Here is a 24,066-nt window from a genome sequence, read left to right on the forward strand (position 1 = left end):
TTGCGGCCACGCCCGCCGGCGGCACCGGCCACGGGGCAACGCGATGGGAGGCAACGGAATGGAACTGGCGCTGTTCGACTTCGACCACACCGTGACCACCTGCGATACCTATGGCCGTTTCCTGCGCCGCGTGGCCACTGCCGAACAGCTGGCGCAGGCCTGGTGGAAGGTCGGCCCGTGGCTGCTCGCGTACAAGCTGAAGCTGATCTCGGCCGAACGTATCCGTGCGCGGGTCACCCGCCTGACCTTCAGCGACCGCCACAGTGACGACATCGCCACCCTTGCCGCCGGCTTCTCGCGCGAGTTCCTGCCCGACGTGGTGCGCCCGGAAATGCTGGAGCAGATCCGCTGGCACAAGGAACAGCAGCACACCGTGGTGATCGTGTCCGGCTCGCTGGACCTGTACCTGCGGCCGTGGTGCGAGCAGCTGGGCCTGCAGTTGATCTGCAACCGGCTGGAAAGCCAGGACGGACGCTTGACCGGCCGCTACGCCGGTGGCGACTGTGGCCCGCGCAAGGTCGAGCACATCCGTCGCCAGTTCGATCTGTCGCGTTACGTGCGCATCCATGCCTACGGTGACAGTTCCGAAGACAAGCCGATGCTGGCGCTGGCCCACGAGCGCTGGTTCCGCGGCAAACCCCTGAAGTAACCCAACGCGCAGCCTTCGCCACGCATGAGCCTGATCCCGCCCCTCACCGAACGCCTCGACCGCCTGCTGCCGCAGACCCAATGCGGGCAATGCGGCTACGAGGGTTGCCGACCGTATGCGCAGGCGATGGCGCGTGGCGAGGCGGGCGTGGACCGCTGCCCGCCCGGTGGCGATGCGGGAGCGCGCGCACTGGCGCAGGTACTGGGCGTACCTGCCATTCCCTTCGATCGATCGCGCGGCGCGCACAAGGCGCCGCAGGTGGCGCTGATCGTGGAAGCCGACTGCATCGGCTGCACCAAGTGCATCCAGGCCTGTCCGGTGGACGCCATCGTCGGCGGCGCCAAGTACATGCACACCGTGATTGCCGACCTGTGCACCGGCTGCGAGCTGTGCATCCCGCCGTGCCCGGTGGACTGCATCGAGCTGCTGCCCCTGTAACAAGGGGCCAGATCCCTTTTCCGTGGAAAAAGGGATCTGGCCCCGTACAAGGGTTACGGCACGGCCGCTGTCACCACGATCTCGACCTTCCACTCGGCGTGGGCCAGCTTGGCTTCGAACGTCGCGCGGGCCGGGGTCGCACCCTCGACCACCCACTCGTCCCACGCCTTGTTCATGCCGTCGAAGTCGGCGATGTCGGCCAGGAATACCTCGGCGCGCAGCACGTGCTGGCGGTCACTGGCCACCAGCGCCAGCAGCTTGTCGATCTCGGCCAGCACCTGCCGGGTCTGCCCGGTGATGTCCTGGCTGGTGTCTTCCGGAATCTGGCCGGAGAGGTAGGCGACCTTGTTGTACACGGTCATTTCGGACATGCGCGGTCCGACGTCGTAACGCTCCATCATGGGCGTGGCTCCTGCGGGTGATCAGGCCTGCATTGTCCTCCAAACCGGTCGACGGTGGGTGCAGGGCCGCCATCCACGCACGGTCACTACCGGCTTCCGACAGCGACGCTGGTCAAATGCCAGCGACAGGCGCACGATGCGCCACGGCTGCATTGACACCGCCCTCGCCCTCCCTGACGCACGCTTGCGCCGATGACCGAAACCACCGACCCCGCCACCGCTCCCTCCACCCCGGCATGGAAGCGGGTCCTCACCATCGTCGTCCCCCTGCTGATTCTCGCCCTGGCGCTGCACGGCCTGGCCAACGAGTTCGATGAGAACGGCTACCGCGCGATCCGCCATGCCTTCCACCACCTCAGTGGCACGCAGATCGCGCTCACCGTCGTGCTGGGCCTGGCCAGCTATGCCTGCCTGATCGGCTTTGATGCCATCGGCCTGCGCCGCAGCGGCATCCGTGTGCATCCGGCGCGCATCGGCATTACGGCGTTTCTTGCACACACGCTCGGCCAGACCGTGGGCTTTGCCGCGCTGACCGGTGGCGCGGTGCGCCTGCGCGGCTACCGCACCGCCGGCCTGGACCTTGCGCAGATCGGCCAGGTGGTGCTGATGAGCACGCTCGGCTTCGTGTTCGGTGCGTGGCTGCTGATCAGCGTGGCCTTGTGCATGGAACCGGCGGCCGCGGCGCTGGCGCTACCCCTCGATCCGGAAGCGGTGCGCGTGGTCGGCATCGTCGCGCTGCTCGCCTATGCGGCCACCCTGCTGCTGGTCGGTCGTGAGGGGCGTCAGTTCAGCGTCCTCGGGCACGCCTTGTGGCTGCCTGACCGTCGCACCATGATCGGCGTCACCGTGCTCAGCGTGATCGAGCTGGTGCTGGCCAGCGCCGCGTTCTACGTACTGCTGCCGGACTCGACACCGACCGGCCTGCCCGGCTTCGTCGGCCTGTACCTGGTTGCGGTGCTGGCCGGCCTGGTCTCGACCGTTCCCGCCGGCCTGGGCGTGTTCGAATGGAGCCTGCTGAAGCTGCTGCCACAGGTGGCACCGGCGGCGGTACTCGCCGCTGCGCTGATCTACCGCGTCACCTATTACGTGCTGCCACTGGTATTGGCCACGCTGCTTGCGCTGGCACCCGCACTGCGGCAGCCGCTGCAGGCTGGCGCCGGGGCAACCCGGGCCGGCTGGAACGCGCTGCGCCCGTGGCTGCCGCAGATCATCGCGCTGGCAGCGTTCAGCATCGGCGCCGCGCTGGTCATCGACGGCACGCTGCCGACGCCACGCCGTCATCTGGTCAACGCCTCGCTGCCGATCCTGGAAACCTCGCATCTGATCGGCAGTCTCAGCGGCGTGGCGCTGCTGCTGATCGGCCAGGGCCTGGCCCGCCGCAGCCATGCGGCGTGGATGCTGGCGATGGCGGTGTGCGTGATCACCCCGCTGCCGCTGTGGCTGCGCGGTGGCCAGCCGCTGATCGCGGTGTCCGCACTGCTGGTGGCAATGGCCCTGTGGGCCGCACGCCGCGAGTTCTACCGCCAGGGTGCGCTGCTGGACGAGGCCTGGTCATGGCCGTGGCTGCGCAACCTCGGCCTGGTGCTGGTGGCGGTCACGTGGCTGCTGTTCTTCACCTACAGTCACGTCGAATACCAGAACGAGTTGTGGTGGGAATTCGCCCTGTCCGGCAACGCGCCACGTGCGCTGCGTGCGCTGCTGGTGGTGGCCATCGCACTGGTGATGTTCGGACTGGCGCGGCTGCTGCACAGCACGCGCAGCCCGCTGCCGGCGGCCGACGAACCCACGCTGCAATCGCTGGCGCTGGTCCTGGCCGGTGCCACCGATACCCAGGCCTGCCTGGTGCTGACCGCGGACAAGGCAGTGCTGCGCGACGATGCCAAACAGGGCTTCGTGATGATGCAGCGCTATGGCGGCTCGCTGATCGCGATGGGCGATCCGGTCGGGCCGCCGGAGGTCGCGCGCGCGTTGATCTGGCGCTTCCGCGAGGAAGCCGATCGGCTCGGTCTTCGCCCGGTGTTCTACCAGGTTGGCGAGACCTACTGGCAGACCTATCTCGACCTCGGCCTGGGCCTGGTCAAGCTGGGCGAGGAAGCCATAGTGCCGCTGCATGACTTCGGGCTGGAAGGCCGCGAACGTGCCGACCTGCGCCAGGCCTGGAACCGCGGCAAGCGCAGCGGCCTGTCGTTCCGCGTGGCGCCGGTGGAGGAGATTCCCAGCCTGCTGCCGCGCCTGCATGCAATTTCCAATGCCTGGCTGGAAGACAAGGCCGGCGACGAGAAGGGCTTCTCGCTGGGCAGCTACGACCCGGATTACCTGGCGCGCTTCCCGGTGGCACTGGTCGAAGCCGAGGGCCAGATCGTGGCCTTCGCCAACCTGTGGCAGGCCCCGGCCGGTGCCGAGCTGTCGGTGGACCTGATGCGCCACGTCAGCGAGGCGCCGAAGGGAACGATGGATTTCCTGTTCATCGAGCTGTTCCTGTGGGGACGGGCACAGGGCTATGCGCGCTTCTCGCTGGGCATGGCCCCACTGTCCGGCCTGGCCCAGCATCGCCTGGCCGGTCGCTGGAACCGGCTGGCCGGCCTGCTGGCGCGGCACGGCGAACGCTTCTACGGGTTCAGTGGCCTGCGCCGCTTCAAGTCGAAGTTCGACCCGCAGTGGCGGCCGCGCTACCTGGCCGCACCGGGCGGCATGCATCTGCCGGCCGCGCTGCTCGATGCCACGCGGTTGATCTCGCTGGACCCGCGGCGTAACTGACGCCCCCGGAGGCGCCGGGCATGGCCCGGCGCTACCGGCTCGCTCTGGTGGGTGCGAACCGCTGGTTCGCCCGCTTTCCGGTTTACGCGCCGCCCTTGAGGATCACCTCGGCCAGGCGGTCGTAATCACCATTGAAGTGATGGTCGCCCGGCAGCTTCACCTTCTGCACGCCGTCGTTGGCCGGCAGGTCCGGGCACAGCGCGTCGTCATCCTTGTCGCCATACACGCAGAGGGTCTTCGCCGCCGGCAGCTTCGCCACTTCCGGCGCGATCGGCAGACCGTCGCCGCCGCCCCCCAGCCAGTTGCTGACATGGAATTCGAAGTCGGCCTTCTTCCCCACCGACAGCAGCACGATACGGTCCAGCGCCTCGCGGGTGCTGGCATCGAGCTGGTTGATGGTGGCCGGCAGCACGTCGGCGCCCTGCGAGAAGCCGATCAGCATCACCTTGTCGCGGTGCCACTGCTGGCGGTAGTGGTCGATGATCTTCTGCAGGTCAGCGGCGAAGCCCTTCGGCGTGCGCTCGCTCCAGAAGTAGCGCAGCGAGTCGATGCCGACCACGGCCACGCCATGCTCGTTGAGCGAGGATGCCACGTCCTTGTCCAAACCCGCCCAGCCACCATCGCCGGAAACGAATACGGCCAGCGTGTCGCCATTGCCGGCAGCCGGCACCTCTACCACCGGCAGGCCCTTCAGCGCGGCCGGGGGCGGTGCCAGGCTGACGCCCGCCTGCGCGCCCATCACCCGCGCCGCCGCCACCAGCCCCGGTGAAGCATCGCCGCGCGCGGTGCGCTTGAACTCGCGCGCCATCGCCACCTGCTGTACGAACCGGGCGGCTTCACCCACCTTGCAGCCGTGGTCGCCGGCGGCGCTCAACCACGGGAAGTTCAGTTCGGCCGGCTGCAGCCTGTTCCGCTTCACACCGTCGCCGCAGACCATGCGCTCGTGGCTGTGGTCCGGGCAGAAGCCGGTGGTCAGCAGGCCGGCGAACACCTGGGTATCGGCCTGTGCCGCCAGCGAATAGGCCATCTCGGCGCCTTCGCCGTCACCACCGACCAGCGGCAGGTGGTAGCCGGGCAGATGCAAGGACGCCTGCAGCCAGCGCGAGAAGTTCTCGACGTCGCCGGAACCGAACGAACAGATCGGATCACCCTCGCGCTTGAGCACGCCGCGCAGATGCGCGATGTCCACGGCCGCGACCATCGCGCCATCAGCACGCAGGGCCTCGATCGGCAGGCGGCTGGTATCACCACCGGCGGTGGGTTCATGGAACCAGATCACCACCCGCTGCGGCGTGCCGGCTGGCATGTGCACCGGAATCTGCTCGAACCGCCCGTGGCTGAACTGCTGCACGTTGGCCGCCGCCATTGCCGGCAGCGCCGCCAGCGCCAGAACCACACCCATTGCCCTGCCCAGCCCTGCACGCTTCATATCGCGTCCCCGATGGAATGCGCACACGATACGCCGCCGCCGCGTGCACGGCACGTACCGGCGCAGGCCGTTGGGGATTCAGTGGGCCACGGTGCGGCGACTGCGCCGGTACAGCGCCAGCGCCAGGTACGACAGCCAGCCCACGATCACGACGATCACGGCCTTCTGGCCCAGCCCGCGTGGCGGACCGGCGCGCCACAGCACATGCAGCCACAACAGAACGAACGCCAGCCAGGCCCAGCCCCAGAGCAGGCCGGCGGCAGACTGCCAGCCCGGTTCGCGGCGCAGGTACCAGGCCTGCAGCAGCATGCCCACGCTGGCACACAGGAACGCGGTGTTGGCCGCCAACCCATGGATGAACGGTGCAAGCAGCGGGGTTGCTTCCGGCAGCCAGCTGTCACCGATGGCGACGGTGGACAGGCCCAGCGCGGAAAGGGTGAACAGCAGCGGTGCGGCGGCGCTGCGGCGTGGGCCGATGCTGCCGCGATACAGCGCAATGCCGAGTACCGCGATGGCCAGCGCCAGCACGCAGTACGCCGCGCGCAACGCCAGCCCCCACGGGCCATGCAGGTAGAGGCTGAGCGTGGCCCGCATCCAGTCCAGGTCGGTGCGTGCGAACTGGGTCCACAGCGCAGTGGCCACGAACAGCAGCAACGCCACCAGTGCCAGCACTGCCGCCAGGCGTGCACGGCTCATGGCGTTGCCTCCGGATGCCGTGCCTTCCATTCGGCCAACGCCTTGCGATAGCGCTGCAGCTCATCGGCATACAGGTCCAGCACGCACAGCGGACAGCCGCTGCCGCAGCACTCGTTGGGACCGGGCTCTTCGGGTGGCAGCGGGCGGGGATCGGGATCGGGAACGGACACGGTTGGAAGCGACAATAGGGAGACAGGCCCCAGTGTAACGGCCCGGCTCAGGCGCCCAGCTGGCGGCGCAGGTTTTCCCGCGCGGCCGCGTCCAGGCGCTGGTGGAAGAAGTCGCTGAGGAAGATGCGCGGCGCACGCAGCAGGCCCTGCAGGAAGCGACGACGGCCGGCGCGGTAGAGGAAACCCGGCACCACGCCCTTGTATTCCTCGGCCACGCCACGATCGTAAGCGGCGAACACCGGCTCGGGCGCGGCCAGGATCGCCATGTCGCAGTCCAGGAACAGGGCGGCCTCGGCATCCACATCCGCCGCGCCGAGCGCGCCATGCCGGGCGGTCAGCAGGATCAACTGCTCGACCCGGGCCGCGTCGACCCCGGCCAGTTCCGGCGCCCGGGCGATCGCCTGCAACGCCAGCGCCGCCGAACGCGCCTCGTTGTCCTTGCGGCCGGCCTCGTAGATCGCGTCGTGGTAGAGCACGGCCAGGTAGACCTCGGCCGGCTGCTGCCAGCCCGGGCCATCGGCCACGTCCTGGCAGTGCTGCAGCACAGCACGCACGTGTCCGAAGTGGTGGTAGGCGCGTGGCGGCGTGGCATAGGCATCCTGCAGCGTCTGCCATTGCGCCGGTGCAATCGGGATCGGGGCGAAGTCCATGCGGCGATCATCCTGCCAGCGACCGCGCCGGGCAAGCTGGACAATTTTTCACCAGCCCCTCACATCGCTTGCGGGGCAACGCTGCGATGCGGTTGTCCACAGCTTTGTCGAGGGCTGGTCCACACCACGTGTGGATGAACCGGCGACCGACCGGCGGTAGATGCGGGGCCCCTGCCGCGGGTCTACACTGCCGCCAGGCGGGAGCGCCCGCCGTCGCCGGGAACCGCCATGCGCCGTCTTGCCGCTTGCTTCCTTGCCCCGTTGCTGGCGATCGCCTGCACGCCCATCGCCCAGGCCCAGGAGCCGCCACCGCCGGCCCCCTACGTGGCGCCAGCCACGCCGCCCAGCGTGGCGACCGTACCAACGCCGGAACAGGTACTGGCCATTCCGCCGCAACTGCGTGAGATGCTGCAGAAACAGGTGATCGCCCGCCACAACGCGCGCGAGCAGCGCCTGCAGGCGCTGGTTGAAATGATCTTCGGTGCGCAGGCGCTGGACCTGCAGTACGACCCCAACGCGACCTACACCGTGTCGGAGATCTGGCAGCACCGGCGCGCCAACTGCCTGGCCTTCACCCTGCTGTTCGTGACCCTGGCACGCGAGGCACGCATCCAGGCGCGCGTACAGGAAGTGGACCGGGTGGTGTCCTGGTACCAGGACCAGAACCAGGGCGTGGTCTACAGCGTGGGGCACGTCAACGTGGGCGTGCTCGTGGAGGGGCGCAACGGCACCGTCGATCTGGACCGCAACATCCTGTACGACCGCCGCGGCCCACACCCGATCAGTGGTGAGCGGGCGCTGGCGCACTTCTACAACAACCGCGGCGCCGAACGCATGGCCGTGGGCGACCTGGCGGGCGCGCGTGCATTCTTCGATGCGGCGCTGGCCCAGGATGCGGACTTTTCGGCAACCTGGAACAACCTGGGCGTGCTCGACAGCCGCCAGGGCGATCTGGCCGGCGCACGGGCAGCGCTGGAAAAGGCGCTGCGCGTGGACGACCGCCAGGACGCGGCACTGACCAATGCCAGCGTGCTGTACCGCCGGATGGGCCTGACCACGCAGGCACTGGTACTGGAACGGCGCCTGGCGTCGGTGCAGCGGGAAGATCCCTTCGTGCAGTACATGCAGGGGGCGGCGGCCGAGCGTCGTGGCGATCTGGCCACGGCCATCCGCTATTACCGGCGCGCGGTGCAACTGTATGAAAACGCGCACCAGTTCCATTTCGGGCTGGCGCGCGCGTACTTCCTCAGCGGCCAGGTCGCCCGTGCCGACCGCGAGCTGCTGCGCGCGCGGTCGCTGGGTGGAACCACTGAACAGGCGCGTTACCAGGCCAAGCTGGACAGCCTGGCGCGCCTGCGCAGCCAGCAACAGGCGCGACGCTGAAGGCGATCAGGCCTTCTTGAGGAAGCAGGTCTTCAGCACCAGGCCCTTGATCTTGTCCGAGTTGCCTTCGATGTGCTCGGCATCGTCCTCGACCAGACGGATGTTGCGGATCACCGTGCCCTGCTTGAGCGGGATCGACGAGCCCTTCACCTTCAGGTCCTTGATCACGGTGACGGTGTCGCCGGCCTGCAGGGTATTGCCGTTGCTGTCACGCACGACCAGGGCCGAACCGGCGCTTTCCTCGACGGTCCATTCGAAACCGCAATCGGCGCAGATCCACAGCGCGCCATCGGCGTAGGTGTTTTCCAGGGTGCACTGCGGGCAGGCGGGAACAGACGACATCGGCAAGTACCTCAAAGTGAATCAACAGTGGCTATTGTAACCGGCCAGCCCTCGGCGCCCTTTCCCCGCCGGTGCGCTGCCGCCGCAATGGCCGCAGTGGGAGCAGCGTGATGCCGGAACTTGCAGTCGGCGGCGAACTGCAGCAGAGTGCGCGGCCCCTGATCGCCCCCGGAACTCACCCATGCGCCTCGGCATCGACTTCGGTACCAGCAACTCCGCCGCCGCCATCGTGCATGAGGGGAAACTGCTGCCGATCCGCTTCGGCGACGCCGAGCAGTTCCGCACCAGCGTGTATTTCCCTGGCGTGGTACCCGACCCGGACGACTTCCAGCTTGATGACGGCCAGGAAAACCAGCTGCAGCAGATGATCGACAGTGCCGCGCGCGCAGCCCGTGCCGCCGGCCAGGAACGCACGCCGCAGGCGCTGCGCCGCGAAGCCCTGCGTGCCCTGCGCCGTGAATGGATGGAAGCCCGCGCCGGCAAGGAACGCAGCGCCAGCGACCTGCTGCAGAACGCGGTCTACGGTGACGAAGCGCTGGAAGCCTATTTCGAGGAACACGAAGGCAACCTGGTGCAGAGCCCGAAGTCGATGCTGGGCTACAACCTCCACCCGCGTGCGAAGCAGACCATCACCGGTATCGCGGCGCACATCCTCGAACATATCCGACTGACCGCCAGCGCCCAGCTCGGCCAGCCGCTGCGCGCGGCCCTGCTCGGTCGCCCGGTGCAGTTCCGCAGCTCGATCGGTGCGGCCGGCAACGACCAGGCGCTGGACATCCTGCGCGAGGCCGCCACCCAGGCCGGCTTCGACCAGATCGATTTCCTCGAGGAACCGGCTGCGGCGGCCATGCATTACCACGCCGAAAGCCGCGAGCGGCACCAGGCGGTGATCGTCGACATCGGTGGCGGTACCACCGACATCGCGCATGCCGAAGTCGGCGGCGACGACGCCCCGCGCATCCACCGCGCCTGGGGTATCGCCCGCGGCGGTACCGACATCGATCTGGCGCTGAGCCTGTCCAGCTACATGCCGCTGTTCGGTCGCGGCATCACCCGCGTGCCCGCCCACCACTACGTGGAAGCGGCCACGGTGCAGGACATGACCCGCCAGCGCGAGTTCCGCCTGCACAAGTACGATCATGTGGACGCACCGTGGGGCGACCGCCTGCAGGCGCTGCAGGACACCGGCAATACCGCCCGCCTGTACCGCGATGTCGAACGCGCCAAGATCGCCCTGAGTGCTGCAAGCGAGCATCGCAGCACGCTGGACTACATCGCCCGCGACCTGCATGCCGACAGCAGCGCCGACGGCCTGGCCGCCGCCGCCCATGGCTACCTGGAGCAGATCCGCGAACTCCTGGCCCAGGTCCGCAGCGACATCGGTGGCGACCCGGATGCGGTGTTCCTGACCGGCGGCATGTCCCGTGCCGGCTACCTGCGCCAGGCCGTGGCCGAGGCATTCCCGGGCGCCCGCATGGTCCACGGCGAGCCCTCGCTGGGCGTGGTCCAGGGCCTGGCGCTGGCTGCGGCCAGCCAGGATTAACAAAACGTTACGCGGTCTAAGTTACTCTTGGTCGGCTAGATTCCAGCTGCACCTTCCACCGGCCACGCCGGTGTGTCCACCCTGCAGCCCGGCCCGCCCTGCGGGCCTAGCGGCCATGCCTTCCTGGCTCGTTCATGGTCCGCGCACTACCGGAGCCGCCATCGAGACCCGCTTTGGGCACCCGCCAGGCCCCTGAGGCCTTACAACCTGACGCAGCACCTGCACCCATCGACTGCCGCCGTTGTGACGCGGTCTGTTGCCGGTTGCCCGTGCTGCTGCAGCCCGGCGACCAGGTACCCGGCCAGTTCCTCGCGCGCGACGCGCACGGCCGTGCCGTGATGGCGCGCAACGAGGAAGGCTGGTGCGCGGCGATCGATCCCTATCACCTGCGCTGCACGATCTATTCGCAGCGCCCGGCGATCTGCCGCCAGTTCTCAATGGGCGGCGATGACTGCCGCCGCGAGCGGCAGGACTACCTGCGCCAGGCCGATGCCTGCGCGCTTTCCTCCCCTTCCACCTGACAGGAGCAACCATGCCCCGCAAGGCAAAGACCCCCGCGAAGGCCAGCAACAGCATCCGCAGCGAACGCAAGGGCGCGGCCGCCAGCACCGTGGTCAGCAGCGATTCGATCGCTTCGGACCTGGCAGCGTTCCGCAAGGCCGGTGGCAAGATCGAAGTCCTCGGCACCACCTGGGCGCTGAAGAAAGCCAGCTGACCCAGCCCCGACCGCGGCGGCGCTGCCGCCGCGGCCTGCCGGACCGTGCTCAGCGGTCCAGGCGTACCCGCACACTGCCCGAATGCGACTGGATGCGGATGTCACCGTCGCCGCCGCCCAGCCGCGTGTCGAGGTGGCTGCCCGGCCCGTAGCGTGGCCGCTCCACCTGGCCGGCATCGCTGTTGATCGAGCCGCTGAAGCTGTTCACCGACAGCTGTGCCGACACTGCGCGCGGCAGGCTCAGCGTGACCGAGGCACTGACCGATTCAACATTGATGCGGCCGCCGGGCGCCAACCCGGCTGCTGCCAGGTCGATGCTGCCTGAGACGGTCTCCACCCCCAGCCGCTGCACGCGCCCGGCGTCGACCTCGACCCGGCCGGACACCGTCTGCGCACCGATATCACCGGACACGCCGCCGCCGGCCTGGATCCGGCCACTGACCGTGTTCACATCCAGCTTCGGCGTCTGCAGGCGTGCGCTGACGCTGCCACTGACCGTGTTGAGCTTGCTGTCGCCACTGCGGCCAGCCGCGCTCAGGCTGCCGCTGACCGTGTCGGCCTGCAGCCGTCGCACATCGATGCCACTGATGTCCTGGCTGGCACTGACCGTGCTCAGCAGCAACTCCACCGAACGCGGCACGTTCAGCACCAGCGTCGCGCCGCCGTTGTTGTTGCGGCGGGGGTATTCGATCTCCCAGCGCACACGGTTGGCGCTCTTCTCCTGGCGCAGCTGCAGGCCGTCGCTGAGCGTACCGGTGAGCTGCACGTCATTGCGGTCCCAACCACGCACGGTGACCTTGCCAGCGACGTTGCTCAGCTCGATGCGACCGCCCGCGGCCAGGGTGTGGCGCTCGTCGATACGGGTGTCGGCCAGCGCCACGGCGGGGGCCAGCAGCAGCGCGACGCAGCAGGAAATCAGGGTTCGGGTCATGGGGGGTCTCCTCAGGTCGTCAGGCCGGACTCGGCGGCATAGGCCGCCTGCCGGGTCAGTTCCAGCCGCAGCGCGTAGGTGCGCTTGAGCTGGCCAAGCAGGTGCGGCGCACGCGGGTCCTGCGCCAAGGCGGCACGGATCTGCGCCGCGCTTTCATCCAGTTCATGCAGGGCCGGCTGCCATTCCGGCGCCCGGCCATCGGGCAGCGCGGCCACGGCCTGCTGGTACTGTTCGGTCATCGCCGCTGCCTGCAGCTGCAGCGCGGACGGCACCGGCGTGTCCGGCTGCGCGTGGCGCCACGGCGCCACCGCATACAGTGCCAGGCTGGCGGCCAGCGCGGCGCCCACCGGCAGCCACAAGCGGCGCCGCGAACGGGTTGGCAGGGCCACCACGTTGCCCGTTGGCGGAGGTGCTGCCTGCGGTTCGCGCGGCGGCAGCTGTGCCGACAGGCGCGCCCAACCATCGGTGGGGACATCGCGCTCGTTCGGCAGCCCGCGCAGCCGGGCCAGCAGGTCGTGATCGGAATCGTGTTCGTGTGTACTCATGTCATGTCTCCCAGCCGTGCGCGCAACAGGCCGCGCGCACGATGCAGCTGTGCCTTGGAACTGCCGACGGCCATCTGCAGCTGCTCGGCGATTTCCTGGTGTTTCCAGCCTTCGATGTCGTGCAGCACCAGTACCGCACGCGCCCGTGGTGGCAGTGTCGACAGCGCGCGCTCAAGATCGCGCTCGGTCCCGGCACAACGGTCATGCACCGCCAGTTCCTGCAGGCCGCCGTCGACATTGTCCAGGCTGTCGTGATCCTGCCCGGCCGCCCGGCCGCGCAGTTCCATCAGCGCGGCGTTGACGCCCAGCCGATGCAGCCAGGTGGACAGGCTGCTCTCGAAACGGAACCCCGGCAGTGCTTTCCAGGCCTGCAGGAAAGCCTCCTGCAGCGCATCCTCGGCACGTGCCTGCTGGCCGCCACACAATCGCCACAGCACAGCGAATACACGCGGCGCGTGACGCCGGTACAGCAGTTCATAGGCAGCGGTGTCGCCCGCGGCCGCCGCCCGCACCAGGGCGGGTTCGTCGGCGGCGTCGTTGGCGGCAGGCGGCGCGGGCATGGTGGTGTCGAGCATATCGCTTGGATGCGGCGACCCGGGAAAAGGTTTAGAACCGATCGATGATCGATGGCATGCAACCTTTTTTGCCGCTGCCGCATCCATGGATGGTCCTTCGCGAAACTACCGTCCGGGAGTCCTGCCATGTCCAGCCCAACCTGCGCCGCCCTGCTGGTGATCGCCGCCTGCGTCGTGCTGCAGGCATTGGGGCTGTCGCTGCAGCTGCGCCCCGACAACGGCCGCGCCTGCCTGCAGCAGCATCGCCAGGAGCTGGTGTGCCTGGCCTGGGCCCCGGCGGTCGAATCCACGGCACGCGCCGGGTAACATCGAAGGTCGTTACTGCCACCTGTTGTCGCCCCCATGATGTTGTCGCTGAAGGATCACCTGCCGGCCTGGACCTACCCTTGGCTCCACGACGCGGGTATCGCCGTGAAGATCCTGCTCACCCTGCTGGCCGCGTGGCTGCTGCGGGTGATGGCGCGGCGCTTGATCCGCCGCTTCGCCGAGCACTACACGCTGCCGCCTGAGATGGCGATGGGCGCGCGCCGGATCAGCAGTTTCGTGGTTTATTTCAGCGCAGTGCTGTACATCCTCAGCTTGCTCGGCGCCTCGCCGTCGGTGTTGTGGACCGCGTTCACCGGCTTCGCGGCCGTGGGTGCGGTGGCCTTCTTCGCAGCGTGGAGCGTGCTGTCCAACATCTTCTGCACGCTGCTGATCTTCACCACCCGCCCGTTCCGCCTGCATGACTACATCGAAGTGCTGGAGAACGGCGAGAAGCCGGGCCTGAAGGGCCGGGTGATCGACGTGAACCTGATCTACACGACGCTGCAGGAAACCGGCGACGGCCACGAAGGCACGGTGCTGCAGCTGCCGAACAACCTGTTCTTCCAGCGCACGGTGCGCCGCTGGCGCGACCCGGGACAAGCGCCAGGCGGCATCCAGGGCGACGGCTAAGGTTGGGGGATTCGGCAGGGCTGCGCCCTGCACCCGCAGATGCTTCAAACCAAGGCAAAGGCAACAGCAAAAGCATGCTATCCGTGGCATGGCGGGGTGGGTCCGGTTGCGGGAGACGCCGTGAACCCATCCGTGGGGGCTTGGCCGCGGCATCCATGCCGCGGACACTCCCGCAACCGGACCCACCCCGCCTTCGACAGTTTCCTGCGGTCTGTTGGACATGCCGATGGGGTCAGATCCGTTTTCCTGCGGAAAACGGATCTGACCCCGATTTATTTCGATATCTGACAGATTTCATCCACGCATGGCGTGGATCCACCCGATCGCGGAAATCTGTCAGAGGTGGGGCGGTGTGGGTAGGCAGGACCGTTGGCGCCATGGATGGCGCCATCGAGCCCCCAGGGACGGGTTTACGGCGTGTCCTGCCTACCCACACCGCCCCGCCAACCCACGGAATGCCCGCTTTTGACGTTGACGTTGACGTTGCTTCGGCAGGTGCAGGGCGCAGCCCTGCCGAACAACCTTTACCTCAACTGGCTGTCCTTGCTGCCACGCCGGTTGTAGCCGGCATGCGCCTGTTCTTCGTCGTCACGCGCCTGCTGGCACGCCACGCACAGCCGGACACCGGGCACGGCCTGGCGCCGCGCCAACGGGATCGGCGCGTCGCATTCCTCACAGTGTTCCAGACCGGGGCCCTCGCGCAGCTGCCGCCGCGCGCGGGCGATCGCATCGTCGACGGTGGCGTCGATCTGGTCCTGGACCGCGCCGTCTCCCGCCCAACCGGTGGCCATGGCCATCCTCCGCAGGTGTGTCGCCTGATATGGGGACGATACACTGCGCCGCAAACGGTAGCGCCGGGCCGTGCCCGGCGGGCGTAGCGGCCGGTTCAGCCGCGCCTTACCAGACCAGGTCGTCGGGTACCTGGAACTGGGCGTAGTAGGCGTCGTCCTCGGCGTTGCCGGTGGAGATCTCAGCGGTCGAGCCCGGCTGGCCGTGGTCGACGATGATCGCCTCCGGGGCGCGTTCACGTACCTTCTCGGCGGCGGCACGCGGCAGCAGGGCGTAGCCGTCGCCGTGGGCAACGATGACCAGTACACCGACCGACAGCGCCTTGCGCAGCTTGGGGTCGATCAGCAGGGTGCGGATCGCTGCGCCATCGCTGAAGCGATACTCGTCATCGCCCTTGTGAGGCACGGCATGGGCGCTGATGATCTGCCGGGCCTGGGCTTTCTGCTCAGCCTGACGGGCCTGCGCATTGCGCTCGGCAGCCAGCGCGCGGTCACGCTCGACCTTCTCGGCACGGGCCCGCTCGGCCTCGCGCTGGACCTCGGCCGAGGTCGATTCGGCCTTGCCCTGGCGGGCCTTGGCCTGCGCGCTCGCGGCGGCGCTTGCCTGGGACTTCTTGGCCAGGCCGGCCTTGAGCAATTGTTCCTGCAGCGCGTTGGGCTTTGCCATGGTCGATGTGTACCGCGTGTAATCTTGGATGCCCCATTCTACCGACGCCCCGCCGCCCCTGCATGGCAGTCCTGAAGTACCTCACCGGCTATCCCGAACCCCTGGTCGCCCAGGTCAGCGAACTGCTGGCGCAGGGCAAGCTCGGCCCCTGGCTGCAACAGCGCTACCCCGACCCGCACGAGGTACGCAGCGACCGCCAGCTGTACGACTACACGCAGGACCTGAAGGACCGCTACCTGCGCAAGTCGGTGCCGCTCAACAAGGTCTGCTACGACAACACGCTGGAAGTGATCAAGCATGCGCTGGGCACCCACACCGCCATTTCCCGCGTGCACGGTGGCCGCCTCAAGGCCAGCCGCGAGATCCGCATCGCCACCGTGTTCCGCCAGGCCCCGGCGGCGTTCCTGCGCATGATCGTGGTGCATGAACTGGCCCACCTGAAGGAAGCCGACCACAACAAGGCCTTCTACCAGCTGTGCCAGCACATGGAGCCGGATTACCTGCAACTGGAGTTCGATACCCGCCTGTACCTGACCGAGCTGGCCAACCGCAGCCAGCGCTGACCGGCCGCAGCAGCTACACTGCGCGCCCCCTGCCCGACCTGCCCGCCATGGAACCGATCCGTCTCGACAAACGCCTGTCCGCCCTGCTCGGCATCCCGCGCGGCGAAGCGCGGCGCTACATCGAAGGTGGCTGGGTCACCGTCAATGGCGAGGTGGTGGAACAGCCGCAGCGCCCGGTCGATGACAGCGCGGTGATCGTGGTGGCCCAGCAGGCCAGTGACGAAAAGACCGAACGGGTCAGCATGCTGTTGAACAAGCCGGCCGGTGTCGCCGCTGAAACCCTGTGCGCGTTGGTCAGCAGTGACAGCCGCAGCGAGCTCGATGCCAGCGACATCCGACCGCTGCAGCGGCATTTCCACGGCCTGCAGCTGGCCGCATCACTGCCTGCGGCCGATAGCGGCCTGGTCGTGGTCAGCCAGGATCCGGCCACGCTGGCGCATCTGCAGCGCAATCTGGGCCGCACTGAGCAGGAATACCTGATCGAAGTGGCCGAGGGCGGCCCGGAGCGTGGGCCATGGCTGATGGCACGTTTGCAGCAGGAGGCCGGCGGCGGCAAGGTCAGCTGGCAGAGCGAGCAGCGGCTGCGGTTCGCCGGCAAGGGGCTGACCGCCAAGGGCCTGCGTTCGGCGGTGACAACCGCCGGGTTGCAGGTAATCGGGGTGCGCCGGCTGCGTATCGGCCGCGTGGCGCTGGGGCCGCTGTCGCCGGGTCAGTGGCGTTACCTGGGCAGCGACGAGCGCTTCTGAGGCTCCCGGGTCAGAGCCCTTTCCTGTGAAAAGGGGGCCGACCCCATCCGTGACGCCCGCCGGGGTCGGCCCCCTTGCCGCAGGCAATGGCTCTGAGCCCGGATTGATCCTGCAGATCTTCTTCCACGCATGACGTGGATCTACCATCGGGGCATGAGCCTGTCCAAGCCCTTCTGGCGACGCCTGCTGCGCATCGCTGCAATCATTCTCGCTGCGCTGTTGCTGCTGGTGCTGTCCGGCCTGCTGCTGGCCGACCATCTCACGCCGCAGGCACGGGGCACACCCTCGCAGGTGCTGCCACTGCAGCCGGCGCAGACCCGCATCGACCAGCAGATCGTGCCATTGCAGGAGGCCCATCCCGGGCAGTCCGGCGTGGCTTTCCTCAGTGATGGCATGGATGCCTTCGCCGCACGCGCAATGATCACCGCACAGGCTGGCCGGAGCCTGGACCTGCAGTACTACATCTGGCACGACGACCTGGTCGGCCACCTGATGGCCAAGGCGCTGTACGACGCCGCAGAGCGTGGGGTGCGTGTGCGCATCCTGCTCGACGACATGAACGCCAAGGACAAGGACGCCTTGATGATGGCGCTCGATGCACATCCCAACATCGAGCTGCGCCTGTACAACCCGTTCCGCAACCGCAGCGGCATCGCGCGCACGCTGGAGCTGGTGCAACGCGCCTTCAGCGTGAACCACCGCATGCACAACAAGAGCTGGATCGCCGATGGCCGCATTGCGATCGTCGGTGGCCGCAACATCGGCGAGGAGTACTTCAGCGCGCGTGACGACGTGAACTTCCAGGATCTGGACCTGGTCGTGGCCGGGCCGGCCGTGCAGCAGGCCAACCGGATCTTCGACGACTACTGGAACAGCAGCGCGGCCATCCCGATTTCCGCGCTGGCGTCCTACACCGATGCACAGTTGCGGCAGCTGGTGCGCCAGTCGGACCTGGATGCGATGCATGCCAAGGCGCAGCCTTACCTGCAGCGCGTGGCCGAATCACGCCAGCGGCAACGGCCCAGCCCGGAACCGCTGCACTGGAGCGCGCACGTGCGGATCGCGTCCGATCCACCGATGAAGCACCGCGACGATGATCGCCGCAGCTGGCTGGTCAGCACGCTCAGCGAGGAACTGCGCAGCACCCGCCGCAGTGCGCTGTTGATTTCGCCCTATTTCGTGCCCGGCCACGACGGCGTCGAGGCACTTTCGACGCTGGCCACACGTGGCGCGCAGGTTGGCGTGGTCACCAATTCACTGGCTGCCAACGACGTGGCGGCCGTGCATGGCGGCTACATGGGCTACCGCGTGCCGCTGCTGCAGGCCGGCGTGCAGCTGTACGAACTGAAGGCGCATGGCCGGCCCGATGCCAGCCTGTTCGGCAGCAGCGGCGCCAGCCTGCACACCAAGGCATTCGTGGTCGACAACCGCCGTGGCTTCGTCGGCTCGTTCAATCTCGACCCGCGCTCGGCCTATCTCAACACCGAAATGGGCGTGCTGTTCGATGACCCGGTGCTCGGCGCGCAGCTGCGCGACGAGTACCTGCGCCTGGCCAGCCCTGCGTACAGCTGGTGGCTGGCCCTGGGCCACAACGATGCGCTGCGCTGGCTGGAACGGCAACCGCCTCCTCACTGGGTGGAGACCGAGCCCGGTGCCAGCCTCGGCAAACGCTGGACCGCACGGGTGATCAGCTGGCTGCCGGTGGAATCGCAGCTGTAGCGCTCACGGTACCGGACGGCCCTGCGCCTGCCCGGCTTCGTCCAGCGTTTCCACGCTGCGCCCATGCAGGCGCCGCCAGATCCAGCGCAGTGCATGCGGCGGTGCCGACGGCAGTTGTTCCAGCAGCGCCAGCATGCGGTTCTGGCTGGCGTGGCCATGCCGGCACAGCAGGCTGGCCGCTGCCGCCGCACGGGCCAGGCGCAGGCTGTCGGCGAGCGGGCCGTCCGCCTCCGGCGCCAACGCCTGGTGCACCGGCTCGGGCAGCTCCCAGGCTGCAGCCACGCGTTGTGCCAGTGGCAACGACCACTGCTGCAGCAGCTGCAGGGCCAGCGCCGGCTCTACGGTTTCGCCGCGTGCCTGCGCTTCCTGCAGCAACTGCCGCATCACCAGTGCCGAGCCCAGTCCCTGCACCAGCCCCAGCCACTGGGCGGCGAAAGCGTCGCCGAAGGTGACCGTGCGCGCGTGATCGGCCGCCGCACGCGACGCCAGCAGGGCGTGCTCCCAGATGATCGTGCTGAACTGCGGAAACACCTCGCACTGCACCTGCATCACCGGCTGCACCAGCACCGCGCTGATGATCTGGCGCACGCCTTCGGTACCGACCAGGGTCACCGCCCGCTGCAGGCTTTCCACCGGCCGCTCATGCACTTTGTAGGCCGGGCTGTTGGCGATGCGCAGCAGGTTGCCGGTCAGCACCGGGTCCTGGCCGATGATGGCCGCCATCACCCGCGCCGAGGCCGCATCGTCGTTCACCGTCTGGATCAGCTGCGGCAGCAGCTGCGGGCGGCGCGGCAGCTGCCGGGCCGCCCAGTCGCGGTCCTGCAGCGCACGCGCCACCGCCTCGCCCAGCGCCGACGCCTGGAGCGGGGCGGGCTCGCCAGCCAGCCGCGGATACAGCGCCAGCGCATGCAGACCGCGCTGCAGATGTGCGGCGATCTCGCCGGCCGGCAACGCCTCGCCCTGCAGGCTGGCCGCAGCGGCCGCCACGGCCTGTCGTGATACGGCCGCCAAGCGTGACGGTGCTGCCCCGGTCGAGCGCGCCAGCCAGCCGCGCAACCTTCGCCACCAGGCCGGCGTCATCGCCGCCCGCCCTGTCGTTGTGGTGCCCTTGCCGTCACTGACCGCCCTGCCTCTTCACGCGAATCCGGCCACCCGCCGTCGTCGCAGCATCGGCCGCACTTTCATCTTCTTTAACCGGACGGTCGCCGATGTCGACGGCAGCGACCGGGCGAATGGACTAGAATGGCGCCGCGCGACCCGTCCCCCTGCACCGACGACGTCGCTTTTTTTGTTTTGGGACCCTACCGTTCACTGGCCGTTCGCTGCAGTTCGCCGCTGTTCGCGCCATCGGAGACGCCATGCTATTCGAAACCCTCGCCACCACCGGCCACGAACAAGTGGTGTTCTGCCACAACCACGATGCCGGCCTGAAGGCGATCATCGCCATCCACAACACCACCCTGGGCCCGGCCCTGGGCGGCGTGCGCATGCGCCCCTACGCCAGTACCGACGAGGCGCTGGCCGACGTGCTGCGGCTGAGCCGGACGATGACCTACAAGAATGCGCTGGCCGGCCTCAACGTGGGTGGCGGCAAGGCGGTCATCATCGGCGACCCGAAGGTGGACAAGACCGAGGTGCTGTTCCGCGCCTTCGGCCGCTATGTCGATTCGCTGGGCGGGCGCTACATCACCGCCGAGGACGTCGGCACCGACGTCAACGACATGGAAAACATCTACCTGGAGAGCCAGTTCGTGACCGGCGTGCACCAGGTCCATGGCGGCTCCGGCGACCCGGCGCCTTTCACGGCCTACGGTGCACTGCAGGCACTGATGGCATCGATGCGCTTCAAGTTCGGCCACGAGGAAGTGGGCAAGACCAGCATCGCGGTGCAGGGCCTGGGCCATATCGGCATGGAACTGGTGAAGCTGCTGCGTGACCGCGGTGCCAAGCTGTACGTCACCGACCTGGACAGTGCGCTGGTGGATCGCGCGGTCAGCGATTTCGGCGCCGAAGCGGTCAAGCCGGACGAGATCCATGAAGTGAACGCCGACGTGTTCGCGCCGTGCGCGCTGGAAGGCGCGATCAACGCCGATACCCTGCCGCGGATCAAGGCGAAGATCATCTGCGGCACCGCAAACAACCAGCTGTCGAGCCTGGAGATCGGCGACGAACTGCACGCGCGCGGCATTCTCTACGCGCCGGACTACGCGGTCAACGCCGGCGGCGTGATGAACGTGTCGCTGGAGATCGACGGCTACAACCGCGAACGCGCGATGCGCCTGATCCGCAGCATCTACCACAACCTTACCCGCATCTTCGAACTGTCGCAGCGCGAGAACATCGCGCCGCAGCGCGCAGCCGACCGCATCGCCGAAAGCCGCATCCTGTCGATCGGCAAGCTGAAGATGCCGCTGGGCCGCAGCACGCCGCGCCTGGGCAACCTGCGCGGCGGCTGAGCCTGCAGGTGTCGCGCCGGGAGTCTTCCCGGCGCGACCGATGGCTCAGAACCCGGTGCTGTAGCGCAACGCGGCCTGCCGCGCGCCCTCGCCACCGACGCGCTGGTCGAAGCCGACGCTCAGGCGGCCATTGCGGCCCCACCACGATTCCAGCGCCACGCCGATCAACGCACTGCCGCGCGGCGCATTCCAGCCTGCCAGTGGCGCCCAGGCATCCACGCCGACAAAGCTGGCCTGCCAATCGGCGTCACCGCCGTCCAGCCGCTGCTGCCACTCGGCATGTCCACGCAGCGTCCAACGCCCCCAGCCACGCTCCCCCCGGATGCCGGCCAGCATCTGGCTGCGCTGCACGCCGGTGGCATCTCCCCGCAGGCCGAAGCCGAAACCGCCCAGTTCATTGAAGGCATCGGTATCGACACGCGTGGTGCTGGCGCCCAGGTAGGGGGTCAATGAAGCGCCGGCGCGGCCCAGGCGATATCCGCCTTCGACGCTGGCACTGCTGAAACGACCGCCATAGCGCGAAGAAACGCCGTACGCGCCTGCGCCCAGCAGCAGCTGGCGATCCAGCGCGCGGGTGAACTGGCCACTGCCGAGCTGGGCCAGCGCATAGCCACGCCCCAGGCTCCATCCGGCGTACAGCTGCGCCTGTGCCTGACGATCACGCCCGCGATCACCACCGAAGCTGCTGCCTCCATTGCTGCGGGTCTCGCCGAAGGCCACGCCCATCAGGCCGTTGCTGCCCAATGGCAGGTCCTGGCCGGCCATCCAGCCACGGCTGTCGGCGCTGTTGCCGGCGAAGCTGCCCTGCCCGGCTTCGCCCAGCGCCTCCTGCCAGCTGCCGCGCAGCCGTGGCGTGGCCTGTACGCGATCGAAGCGCTCGGCAATCGCACGCCGCGACATGTCGATGCTGTCGAACGTGGCGGCCTCGGCACGCGCATGCGCCTGTCCGGACAGGCTCTGCAGACTGTCCGCCAGGCCCTGCTGGCCCCCGCCGGCCCACTGCAGCGCGCCGGCCGCCGTACCGAAGGGCGATCCCTGCAGGCCGGGGTTGCCGTCGAGCACCGCGAATGCGCCTTCCAGACGCTGCGCCGCCGCCTGCGCAGATGCGCCCAGTCCACTGGCCGCGGCGGTGACGCTGACCTGGGTCACGTTCAACCAGGCGTTGTTGCTGTCGTAGCCATAGCTGCTCTGAAGCAGGGACAGCCCCTGCAGACCGGTCGAGCTGGCCGGGGTGCTGAAGGTGCCGTTCAGGCCCCCCGCGGCGTGGATGAGGTCCTGGCGCGTGCCGTTCTGCGGGACGTAGCCGGACACAAAGCCGTGTACGCGCACGCCACCGTCGATCGTGGCGTTGCCGGTGACCTGCAGCGCGTTGGCACCGAGCGCGATCACCAGCTGTGCACCGGCTTGCTGGGTGTAGTTGCCCTCGATGGTGCCGGTGGTGTTGCCGGTGGTGAGGAACACGCTGCTGCCGTTGATCACGTTGCCGATCACCCGTGGCGTGCCTCCATTGAACTGCAGGCCGGTGGAGTCCGGGTCGGCCTGGGGCAGGATCGTCACGTTGGAGCGGATGACGCCGCCGTTCTGCAGCGACAGGATGCCGCGCTCGATGCGGGTGGCGCCGGAATAGCTGTTGTTGCCGGCCAGTACCAGCTTGCCCCCGCCCTGCTTGACCAGGCCACCGTTGCCGGTGATGTCGTTGCTCCACATCGAGTTGGTCGAGCCGGCATCGACGTTGGCAACCACATCGCCCCAGTCGAAGCGGCCGGGTCCGTTGATCGCGCGGCCGATGTCGAGCAGGCCGTAGCCGAACACCGGATCCACCCCGGGCGCACCGATGTCCTTGGCGGTGCCCAGCAGGGTCTGCCGCACCAGATCGTTGTTGAAGTAGGGGAAACGTTGCCAGACCAGCGCCGCCGCACCGGAGACCAGCGGCGCGGCGAACGAGGTGCCGTAGTTCCAGTAGTAGCTGCCACCGTTGGCATCCGGGTAAACCGCGCTGCCCGGTGCTGCCAGGCAGTAGCGTGCCGCCTGGCCGCAGGCATTGGCATAGCTGGCCAATGCGCCCGGCGTATACGGATCCACCGCCGTGGCCACCAGCCAGCCGCGTTCCAGATCAGCCGCCGGCAGCGTGCCGGCCACGCCCTTCTGGCTGGGCAGCGCGGCCAGGCTGCTCGGCTCGCTGCGGCCATCGTTGCCGGCAGCGAAGACAACCAGGCCACGGTGGTTGATCACGAACGGCCGGTATTCGGCGGCCACCTGCGCGGTGGTCGGCAGGTCGGTCCAGTACAGGCCGCCCCACGAATTGTTCATCACCTTCACGTTGTAGTTGATCAGGTCCTGGTGAACCTGGGCCACGCCCAGCGGCCCACTGAAGGCATTGCCCTGGCCACTGCCGTCATCGCTCGGCGGTTTGTCGGAAATGATCCGCGCCGAGACGATCTGCGCACCCGGCGCGATGCCGCCCGGCCACGATCCCACCGCCGCACCGGCGGCGAGGCTGGCCACGGCGGTGCCATGACCGACCACGTCGTCGACCGCCAGATTGTTCCTGGCGGGATCGATGTAGTTCAGGTTCGCGAGCACCCGTCCATTCAGCGCCACCGCGTTGCGCTGCACGCCCGAATCGACGATGCCGATGCGCACGCCCTGCCCGGTCAGGCCGGCCGCCTGAGCAGCACGCGCGTTGGTGACTGAAAGATGCGCATCGAAGGCCGGCTCCTGCGGCTTGGCCGGCGGTGGTGTCGTCGGCGGAGGCGGGGTGGGCGGCGTGGTCGGTGGCGGGTCGACACGGATGTTGCTGCCGCCCCCGCCGCCGCCACAGGCCGTCAGTGCCACCGCCAGCGCCGTTGCCAGCCCGGACCTCACCTTCATCATGCGTTCCATCGATTCCTTCCCATGAACGTTGTCCTGCCCTCGGCCTGGCAGGTGTGCGGCCGCGCCCAGCGGCGGCCCTTCGCGACCCTCTAT

Annotated in this window: 26 protein-coding genes; 13 read left to right on the forward strand and 13 right to left on the reverse strand. The window is 68.5% G+C overall.

Going from position 1 to position 24,066, the window contains the following annotated elements:
* Window positions 1-58: 58 nt before the first annotated feature.
* Together QP512_RS14680 and rnfB are read left to right on the forward strand one after the other, a co-directional pair.
* Complete coding sequence (locus QP512_RS14680) at window positions 59-649, forward strand: HAD family hydrolase (protein ID WP_049426797.1); 591 nt, start codon at window positions 59-61, stop codon at window positions 647-649.
* 24 nt (window positions 650-673) lie between these two features.
* On the forward strand, window positions 674-1,087 hold the full coding sequence (gene rnfB, locus QP512_RS14685) for an Rnf electron transport complex subunit RnfB (RefSeq protein WP_286069342.1): 414 nt from the start codon (window positions 674-676) through the stop codon (window positions 1,085-1,087).
* Between the two features lie 53 nt (window positions 1,088-1,140).
* Here the strand turns inward: rnfB and QP512_RS14690 are convergent, their stop codons facing one another.
* Entirely contained in the window at window positions 1,141-1,488 is a 348-nt protein-coding gene (locus tag QP512_RS14690) for a RidA family protein (protein ID WP_005418155.1), read from the reverse strand.
* A gap of 192 nt (window positions 1,489-1,680) precedes the next feature.
* Between QP512_RS14690 and mprF the strand changes: the two genes are divergently transcribed.
* Window positions 1,681-4,245: a bifunctional lysylphosphatidylglycerol flippase/synthetase MprF gene (gene mprF / locus QP512_RS14695; protein WP_286069344.1), complete on the forward strand. Its 2,565-nt coding sequence runs from the start codon at window positions 1,681-1,683 to the stop codon at window positions 4,243-4,245.
* A gap of 82 nt (window positions 4,246-4,327) precedes the next feature.
* Here the strand turns inward: mprF and QP512_RS14700 are convergent, their stop codons facing one another.
* From QP512_RS14700 to QP512_RS14715, 4 genes are all read right to left on the reverse strand, one after another.
* Window positions 4,328-5,674 carry an AcvB/VirJ family lysyl-phosphatidylglycerol hydrolase gene (locus QP512_RS14700; RefSeq protein WP_286069345.1) on the reverse strand — a complete coding sequence of 449 codons (1,347 nt, stop codon included), beginning with the start codon at window positions 5,672-5,674 and terminating at the stop codon, window positions 4,328-4,330.
* Between the two features lie 78 nt (window positions 5,675-5,752).
* The gene (locus QP512_RS14705; protein WP_286069347.1) at window positions 5,753-6,370 is read right to left on the reverse strand and encodes a DUF998 domain-containing protein; all 618 of its coding nucleotides are present in this window, start codon (window positions 6,368-6,370) and stop codon (window positions 5,753-5,755) included.
* Entirely contained in the window at window positions 6,367-6,540 is a 174-nt protein-coding gene (locus QP512_RS14710; RefSeq protein ID WP_049402330.1) for an oxidoreductase-like domain-containing protein, read from the reverse strand. The genes QP512_RS14705 and QP512_RS14710 overlap by 4 nt, the downstream gene beginning before the upstream one ends.
* 47 nt (window positions 6,541-6,587) lie before the next feature.
* Window positions 6,588-7,190, reverse strand: coding sequence for a hypothetical protein (locus tag QP512_RS14715; protein WP_286069348.1), 603 nt, complete (start codon window positions 7,188-7,190; stop codon window positions 6,588-6,590).
* 228 nt (window positions 7,191-7,418) lie between these two features.
* On the opposite strand from QP512_RS14715, the gene QP512_RS14720 reads away from it, so the two are divergent.
* Window positions 7,419-8,573, forward strand: coding sequence for a tetratricopeptide repeat protein (locus QP512_RS14720; protein WP_286069349.1), 1,155 nt, complete (start codon window positions 7,419-7,421; stop codon window positions 8,571-8,573).
* A gap of 6 nt (window positions 8,574-8,579) precedes the next feature.
* Here QP512_RS14720 and QP512_RS14725 read toward each other — a convergent pair whose 3' ends face one another.
* Window positions 8,580-8,915 (reverse strand): zinc ribbon domain-containing protein YjdM, encoded by a 336-nt coding sequence (locus tag QP512_RS14725; RefSeq protein WP_286069350.1) that lies wholly within the window; start codon window positions 8,913-8,915, stop codon window positions 8,580-8,582.
* Between the two features lie 181 nt (window positions 8,916-9,096).
* On the opposite strand from QP512_RS14725, the gene QP512_RS14730 reads away from it, so the two are divergent.
* From QP512_RS14730 to QP512_RS14740, 3 genes are all read left to right on the forward strand, one after another.
* Window positions 9,097-10,458: an Hsp70 family protein gene (locus QP512_RS14730; RefSeq protein WP_286069351.1), complete on the forward strand. Its 1,362-nt coding sequence runs from the start codon at window positions 9,097-9,099 to the stop codon at window positions 10,456-10,458.
* A 269-nt stretch (window positions 10,459-10,727) separates the two neighbouring features.
* Window positions 10,728-10,979, forward strand: a complete 252-nt coding sequence (locus tag QP512_RS14735; protein ID WP_286069352.1) for a YkgJ family cysteine cluster protein — start codon at window positions 10,728-10,730, stop codon at window positions 10,977-10,979.
* An 11-nt stretch (window positions 10,980-10,990) separates the two neighbouring features.
* Window positions 10,991-11,173: a hypothetical protein gene (locus tag QP512_RS14740; protein WP_005410566.1), complete on the forward strand. Its 183-nt coding sequence runs from the start codon at window positions 10,991-10,993 to the stop codon at window positions 11,171-11,173.
* Between the two features lie 49 nt (window positions 11,174-11,222).
* Here QP512_RS14740 and QP512_RS14745 read toward each other — a convergent pair whose 3' ends face one another.
* The 3 genes from QP512_RS14745 to QP512_RS14755 are packed head-to-tail and all read right to left on the reverse strand — an operon-like array spanning window position 11,223 to window position 13,224.
* Entirely contained in the window at window positions 11,223-12,104 is an 882-nt protein-coding gene (locus QP512_RS14745; protein ID WP_286069355.1) for a DUF4097 family beta strand repeat-containing protein, read from the reverse strand.
* 11 nt (window positions 12,105-12,115) lie between these two features.
* Window positions 12,116-12,649 carry a hypothetical protein gene (locus tag QP512_RS14750; protein WP_286069357.1) on the reverse strand — a complete coding sequence of 178 codons (534 nt, stop codon included), beginning with the start codon at window positions 12,647-12,649 and terminating at the stop codon, window positions 12,116-12,118.
* Window positions 12,646-13,224, reverse strand: coding sequence for a sigma-70 family RNA polymerase sigma factor (locus tag QP512_RS14755; protein WP_286069358.1), 579 nt, complete (start codon window positions 13,222-13,224; stop codon window positions 12,646-12,648). Before QP512_RS14755 ends, QP512_RS14750 begins: the two co-directional genes overlap by 4 nt.
* Window positions 13,225-13,350: 126 nt before the next feature.
* Between QP512_RS14755 and QP512_RS14760 the strand changes: the two genes are divergently transcribed.
* Together QP512_RS14760 and QP512_RS14765 are read left to right on the forward strand one after the other, a co-directional pair.
* Window positions 13,351-13,530, forward strand: coding sequence for a hypothetical protein (locus tag QP512_RS14760; RefSeq protein WP_286069359.1), 180 nt, complete (start codon window positions 13,351-13,353; stop codon window positions 13,528-13,530).
* A 36-nt stretch (window positions 13,531-13,566) separates the two neighbouring features.
* Window positions 13,567-14,160, forward strand: coding sequence for a mechanosensitive ion channel family protein (locus QP512_RS14765; RefSeq protein WP_286069360.1), 594 nt, complete (start codon window positions 13,567-13,569; stop codon window positions 14,158-14,160).
* 524 nt (window positions 14,161-14,684) lie between these two features.
* Here QP512_RS14765 and QP512_RS14770 read toward each other — a convergent pair.
* Entirely contained in the window at window positions 14,685-14,951 is a 267-nt protein-coding gene (locus tag QP512_RS14770) for a DksA/TraR family C4-type zinc finger protein (RefSeq protein ID WP_019662141.1), read from the reverse strand.
* A gap of 106 nt (window positions 14,952-15,057) precedes the next feature.
* Window positions 15,058-15,615: a DUF2058 domain-containing protein gene (locus QP512_RS14775; protein ID WP_286069361.1), complete on the reverse strand. Its 558-nt coding sequence runs from the start codon at window positions 15,613-15,615 to the stop codon at window positions 15,058-15,060.
* A gap of 62 nt (window positions 15,616-15,677) precedes the next feature.
* Between QP512_RS14775 and QP512_RS14780 the strand changes: the two genes are divergently transcribed.
* From QP512_RS14780 to QP512_RS14790, 3 genes are all read left to right on the forward strand, one after another.
* A complete protein-coding gene (locus tag QP512_RS14780) occupies window positions 15,678-16,178 on the forward strand; it encodes a M48 family metallopeptidase (RefSeq protein ID WP_100473548.1) in 501 nt (166 codons plus the stop codon).
* 47 nt (window positions 16,179-16,225) lie between these two features.
* Window positions 16,226-16,924 (forward strand): RNA pseudouridine synthase, encoded by a 699-nt coding sequence (locus tag QP512_RS14785; protein WP_286069362.1) that lies wholly within the window; start codon window positions 16,226-16,228, stop codon window positions 16,922-16,924.
* 129 nt (window positions 16,925-17,053) lie between these two features.
* Window positions 17,054-18,643, forward strand: coding sequence for a phospholipase D family protein (locus QP512_RS14790; protein WP_286069363.1), 1,590 nt, complete (start codon window positions 17,054-17,056; stop codon window positions 18,641-18,643).
* 3 nt (window positions 18,644-18,646) lie between these two features.
* Here the strand turns inward: QP512_RS14790 and QP512_RS14795 are convergent, their stop codons facing one another.
* Window positions 18,647-19,723 (reverse strand): HDOD domain-containing protein, encoded by a 1,077-nt coding sequence (locus tag QP512_RS14795; RefSeq protein WP_286069365.1) that lies wholly within the window; start codon window positions 19,721-19,723, stop codon window positions 18,647-18,649.
* A gap of 278 nt (window positions 19,724-20,001) precedes the next feature.
* Between QP512_RS14795 and QP512_RS14800 the strand changes: the two genes are divergently transcribed.
* Complete coding sequence (locus tag QP512_RS14800) at window positions 20,002-21,099, forward strand: Glu/Leu/Phe/Val dehydrogenase dimerization domain-containing protein (protein ID WP_286069366.1); 1,098 nt, start codon at window positions 20,002-20,004, stop codon at window positions 21,097-21,099.
* A gap of 45 nt (window positions 21,100-21,144) precedes the next feature.
* On the opposite strand, the gene QP512_RS14805 is transcribed toward QP512_RS14800, so the two are convergent.
* Entirely contained in the window at window positions 21,145-23,982 is a 2,838-nt protein-coding gene (locus QP512_RS14805; protein WP_286069368.1) for an autotransporter serine protease, read from the reverse strand.
* Window positions 23,983-24,066: the final 84 nt, after the last annotated feature.

It is taken from the genome of Stenotrophomonas sp. 57 (genome assembly GCF_030291075.1).
Classification (GTDB): domain Bacteria; phylum Pseudomonadota; class Gammaproteobacteria; order Xanthomonadales; family Xanthomonadaceae; genus Stenotrophomonas.